This is a genomic window from Parabacteroides acidifaciens, from assembly GCF_003363715.1.
In the GTDB taxonomy this organism is placed as follows: domain Bacteria; phylum Bacteroidota; class Bacteroidia; order Bacteroidales; family Tannerellaceae; genus Parabacteroides; species Parabacteroides acidifaciens.
In genome coordinates, this window is the sequence record NZ_QREV01000007.1 from 137,237 (window position 1) to 144,054 (window position 6,818).

Below are 6,818 nucleotides of genomic sequence, written 5' to 3' on the forward strand. Positions count from 1 at the left end.
GGCTTGACCCGCAACCTTATACTGTACTGATTTACAATGATTAGTATGAGATGGCGGGTCAAGCCCGCCAGGACACAGACGCTATAAATAGGACTTTTGACACATCCCCTTTTGTTAGGTAAGGTTTGTTGTGACGTTAGGGAAAGGAAAGACAACAAAAAAAGGGCATCCTCTCGGACGCCCTTTCTCATTCAATACTAAAACTCTCTTATATATGGATTAGTATACATTTACCTTGGTAACAATCGTATTGCCGGCATTGGTTAATTTCACAATGTAAATGCCATTTGTTACCGGTATTTGCGCATAGCTGCTGATGCGTGCATTGTAAACTGTCTTGCCGAGCATGTTCACAATCGTCAGCTGCAGCGGCTGAATCGGATTCACATAAATACTACCCTGTTTTGCATATACCTGTGTATTGGCAAGGGCTTCTTCAAGGCCGGTAGCAAAGTCTACAGTGACTTCGCAAGTGGCTGTTACATCACCGATCTTAGCAGTAATCGTTGCCGTACCTACCTTCAGGGCTTTCACTGTTGCACTGTTTCCGTTAGCTGTCACACTGGCAATCGTCGGATCGCTGCTGCTCCATGTCACGGTCTTATCCGAAGGAGATACAGTTGCTTTCAGCACGAACTCTTCAGTACGCGACAACGTCTTTATTGTTGCATCCAGAGTGATTGTAACGGTTTCATCGCCTTCGTCACCACCACCGGAAGGAGGAGTAACAGGGTCAGACTTAGTTACAGCTGCATTATTCACAATGATAACGCAATTGTCATTATCTGTTGCTTTTACAGAGAATGGATTAGAACCTGTAACTTCTACATATTGGTTAATACCAGCATTAGCTTTAACCGTCTCACCTGATTCACGAACTACATATGTAATATTATTCTTCAAATTAGTTGCATCTGTCGCTTTATCCGGCAAAGTTGCCTCCAACGTGGATTTAGAAATATTACCTTTGGATGTATTATCTTTTAAAGTATAGTTACCATTATTACCTTTCAACTCTAAGTTGATATTCTTATTCAGACCGACATTGGCATCGTCAGTAAATGTTGCTTTTATTATCGGAGCAGCTTCTTCTGTCAGTAATCCTGTCGCAGAATAATCTGTCAAATCAATAGCATTGGTTCCATCATAATATTTACTTACCTGGCTGGTTACAGTCAGCGTACGTTTAGATATTTCACCATTCAGGGACATGGCCTTCAACTGGTAGTTATCTGCATTATTCCCTTTCAGGATAATATCCTTTGACGGAAGAATGTTTCTGCTACCGGCATCTTTACTTGCATAATTGAACGATACACCTTCCAAATCAAGAGAAGCGCCTTCAGCGGCATCCAATTGTAGAGCGATATTGGCAGTCGTCGTTCCGTCATATTCTTTATTTTGGCCGGATACAGCTACATTCAAGATAGCAGGAGCCACATCAATTGTCTTAGAAACAACGGCATCGCCCACCTTAATCAAGATAGCACCTGTTCCGACACCTGTTCCTTTTACATAATATGGACCAGTATCTTCCTTCTTATATACAGTAAGTACTGAAGGAGTTGTTGATTCCACTGTATAACTATAACCTCCATCTACAGCTATCGTCAAAGCTTTCTCTTCATTATAACTAAGCCCGCTACCAACAGCTTTCGTATTCAAAGCTCTGCGAGAATATGAAGAAACAGAAGGAACATCTTTTAAGTCAATTGTTACAGGAGGAGCTTGCTTTTCTTTAATGATAATATTACCGGTTACGGTTCCTTCAGGATATTCCAACTTCGCATATACTTTTCCGCTTTCTGTAGCATCGACGATATCTGGTGTTCCAAGGTTTTCCCAGCCACCGTTATCGACAACCATACCTGCAGCACCCTTACTATCCCCCTTATTATAGGTTACAACAGTCGGAACACCTTTTATGATATTAACATCACCTCCGGCAGGTGTAACACCAGTATAATCATAATTACGGAATGTAACGCCGTTCATAACAATTGCATACTTACCTGATGCTTCCTGCACGCTGATCGTTCCGGTATATAAGCCCGGCGTACTAATCAGCTCACCATTTACAAGACCTTCAACATTCAGTTTATAAGACAATGAAGTTGTTTTGTAGCTACGCTGCACGTCAGATGCAGAAATGGCAGTAATCTTGGCTTTTGATATTTTGGCTGTCGGATTAGCCGGCTGAACCAAGACATAGTTACCATTATCATTATTCAACTTACATTCGCCTTTAAGAATTACAGTCTTCGCACTCTCACTGGCATTCTTATCTGTAAAAGTTCCTGTTACACCTGTAGCAGTAAGAGTAACCGATGCATCTTTTTCCAGAATACCTTCAGCCGTAAAAGAAACTTCGGCATCAAGTTTGCCATCATATACCTTATCCTTTGCAACAGCTTTTACCGTTACTAATTTAGGTTCAACCTTAATCGTTTGTTTAGCGATAGCTGTTACATACTCGCTTTTGGTAGCCGTTATCGTAACAGTGGCTTCACCTGCTTTCACAGCTTCTACTTCTGTCGAATCAGAATTGAACTTTATAGCATCACCTGTTGTAATACTATAAACAAGCTTAGCATCAGCTTCTGTGCTTGCAGCCGCTATACCAGCTGTACTTCCATAGGTCATACGAGCAGGAACCGATGTGAAGTTTACATTTTGCAGGGCTGCTTTCAAATCTACTTCTCCGGAAGTTACTACTTCAGAAACAAGACTTCCGCTTGCAGCCACTGTAAGTTCCACCGTATACGTTTCAGCAGTAAGTCCTATATTTTCCACTTTGAAAGTACCGTCCTTTGCAACCTTTACAGTTGTTCCAGATCCAGATCCATTTATTTTCGGTGTAACTGTAGCTTCTAACTGAGCAGTCGGTGTACCACCATTGGACAAGATACGGCCAAAAACAGAGATAGAAGCCTTATCGCCTACTCCATTTACTGTTACGCTTGTGATTTCTGCTACCGGTTTAACGGCATTCACTTGAAGTGAATCTGCTTTATAAGAGATCTCGTAATTATTGGAAGTATAACCGTAAGGCATTACAGGATACTTACCAGCCAGGGATGTATTGGTTGCCGGGCAATCAAATTGGAGTGTGCCACCTAAAACACTTGCACCTTCACCATTTACAAATGCTGTTCCATCTGCCAAAGCTGCTGTGAAAGTCGTGCTAACATTGCCAAAGTCAACTGCACTCGGAGTAGCAGTCTTATAAGTCAATTTCACTTTCTTAATCGTATCCATCACACCAGTTATATCTGCCAGCTCGTAATAGTCACCATAATCACCTTGCAAAGCGGCTGTCACTGTCACCGGCTGCACGCCTGCGTTTGCAGAAAGGGCAGTTCCCTTAGTCGGAGCAGTTATAACATTTTTAGCAGTATGATCTCCTACAAGGCCGTTTACCTCCATTTTGTCCGTAACCAAAGTAACCTCATCACTGCCATTATAATCTCTTGTCGTTGCCGTGATGCCTGTGATAGTCAAAGTCTTTTTCAAAACTTCCAACGGCTGAACAACCGTAGTATCACCTACAGCCAGAGTTAGATTAACCTTACCCGGCTTCAATATCTGCAAAGAATCTTTACTGATTTTTGCAACAGCCTCGTTATCGATAGTAATCTTCACTTTGCCTGCTTTAATATAAGCACTGTCCACATTCGTCAGCAACGGTAGATTAGCTTGGCCGTAAATGACGGAAGAAGGAACAGAAGTAATGGCGAAGTTCAGACCGGTGGTGGCACCGTTGATCCAGACAGAAGCCTCACCTTTTGTTGTTTTGAACCAGCCGTTACCGACAACATAGCTGGCCGGAGCATCTTTTTTGTCTGATACAATAGCAACCGCCTCTGCAAAGTTACAACCTGAACCGATCGTAAAGACAGGTTCGCTTGTGACATCTTGGCCTTTATCCACATTCACACCATACCAAGCATTACCTGAAGTACGGAAATTAGTGGCAGTAACCTTTGAGCCGTTTACGATCAAACCGGCTGCCTTATTGTTTCTTGAGATTACATTATCTAATGTGACCCCTGTTGCTGTATAGACATTAATACCACTGCCGGTACCACCCGCAGGTGATTGGGATCCATCTACCACTATATTCTTCAATGTTACACCATTTGACGGGATATGTATAAGATGTTTACTACTACCATCCGAACCTGTCCAATTACTTGCAGCTACAAAAATAGTAGAATCTTTATCAGTAATCGTACCCTGTAAAGTCACAGCTGCTGTAATATTCAACTGTTTGCTTAGCTCATACTTACCAACCGGCAACAGGATCGTTTCATTTGTGATCGCATTATCGATCTTACTTTGCAAATCCTGTTTGCCATAACAGATAAGTCCGGAAGCAGGATCATAATCTGTCCCATTTATCGTCAGTTTGTCATAAGCTTTCTCTGCTTTCTCCCGATATGAATAAACAAGACTCTCTCCTGGTTTTTCTTTTAACTGGGAACCAATAATCTCAATTATATTATCTGCCGGCGTAGATTGGTCATTAGAACCATACCACCCTAAATTAACAACAGCCGCATGTAATGTATCGTCCTTGAGCGGAATATAATTCTCTCCATAAAGAGATGAAAGTGTACTATTCTTAACTGTGACCTTATTCCCATAAGAACGAATATCCAATGCAGACAACGCTTTTACACCTATTTCTTTAGAATCTTTATTCTCATCTGTCGCTTCTAAAGTAGAACCTTCAATCATAAGTGTCACTCCATTGTATTTTTCTTGTAATACGACCACTCCATAGTCTTCATTCGAAACAGTAGCAGATTTCAGTACAGCTTTCTTTATATCTATAGTCGTACCTGTACTTGCCAATGTTCCGTTTCCCGTTTCTAAGCCACCAGCGCTTGTCATTATAGCAGCCCAACCTTTAACAGTTCCATTCGTGATATCGACCTTTTGTTCTTTGTTTCGAACACCTAATCCATAATAATAAGCATCAATATCCGTATCCTTCATAGTCAGTTCTGCACCGACCGATTCCATACGTACACCTACTGCCGCCGTTTGAGCAGTTATGTTCTTAATTGCATCAATTTTACAATTAGTCAGTTTCACAATATCTTTCCCTTTTCCGATCATTCCGATAACTCCATGCTTCGCTGAATTATTATTACCGATAAGAGTAAGATTATTTGCGGTAAGAGTAGTAGTAGTGTTTTCTTTAGAAGCGACCTCTATATGACCCTTAATAATGGTTTTATCTGTACCTGCTCCTTCAATGGTGATTGATTTATCCATTTGAAGAATTTCCGGTAATTCGAAAGTCCCTTCCGGAAAAACAGCTTTATCTCCATCTTCTATAACAGATAAGAGACTGGTAACATCAGCTACAGCATTATCAAAGCTGCCGTTTGAACTATATAATTCAATATAGCTTTGATTGTTTCCATCTAATATTTCTACATTTTCAATATGATTGATCGTTACATTTGAATCGCTCTTTTTATTAAAAGCAATAGGAGTATAAGCCGTATTGAATGCCTGCATCAAACATTTTGAATTGCCGTTTGCGACAAAATCAATATTCATCTTCGATTTACGTATATCCATTAAATCCATTTTTATAGCCGGAACTTGTTGAGGATTCAAATGTTTTGCTATAATCTTAGACTTTGTATCAATAGATAAGTCGACATCCGGACAAACTTCAAATACCAATGAACCAAAACCATCACTTGGGCCGTTCATAAAAGAACGCCCTGTCATTGTCGATTCTTTTATCGTAATTAAATGTTTAAAAGAAGCATCGCTAACCCCATCACCCCGTACATAAAGAGAAGACCAGCCTGTAATATCACTTTTGTCAATATTAACGATAATCGGGATATTCGTTTGGTTGTTAGTAAAAACTGCATAATAATTCACATCAACTATAGAGTTTTTGATGTTATAAGTAATAGGTTTTGTTTCCGAAGTCGCTCCTGGCCAAGCACCGATACCAATTACATACGGATATCCCGATCCACCTGACGGCCCGTTAATCTTACTATTTTCCATATTAAGCGTGTGTCCTGCTCCATCTCTAAAGCATAAGCCTCTCTCATAGCCTTTCGACATATACATGTGGGAATCTATAAAATTCACCGTATTATTATCTACGTCAATTTGAGAAACAATACCAAAGCAAACTGTAGGACCACCATCAGCAGTACCTGCACCTTCAATATTAAGTTTTGTCTCCCTAAAGGAAACGGTTGTATTGGAGGATTTAATATCAACTAAACCTCTCCCTACGCTTGTAGTCGCTGCAATTTGCAAAGAAGCAAAGGATATATTTCCTTTTTGGGAAAGTATGATATCAAATGGTGATTTTATTACAACCTTATTAGAATCAGTACCAATAATACTAACTCCTGGTTTTGTAATTAAAAAAGAAGTTCCAGATGTTACCGTGTATTCACCATCCGGCAGATTAATAACAATACTGTCCGCAGTGGTATTGGCATTTACGGCAGTTAAAAGAGTCTCCAAAGACGTACCTGTAATTGGAGCGCCTTGTGTACCTGTACCCCCTGGGGCACTCCCGATTGTGTAATAGACGGTATTGTCCGCACGTACCCAACCCACACTCGTCACCGCCATAAAGGCTGCGAGCAACATAAGTAATCTCTTTTTCATAACGTTTTCTTAATTAAAGCATTAATAATGAGTTTATTGAATGATATAAAATGTTTTACCCTATAATCGCTTTATTAACTTACCCTATACTATCTTTTTATACAAATAGCAGTTAACAAATGTGACTTTCTGTATTTTGACGACCAAAAACGTTC

The 6,818-nt window shown here is 40.2% G+C and carries 1 protein-coding gene; it reads right to left on the reverse strand.

What is annotated here, in order from left to right; translation table 11 throughout:
* Positions 1-219 precede the first annotated feature (219 nt).
* Positions 220-6,663, reverse strand: a complete 6,444-nt coding sequence (locus DWU89_RS05050; protein ID WP_147292091.1) for a YDG domain-containing protein — start codon at positions 6,661-6,663, stop codon at positions 220-222.
* Positions 6,664-6,818 lie beyond the last annotated feature (155 nt).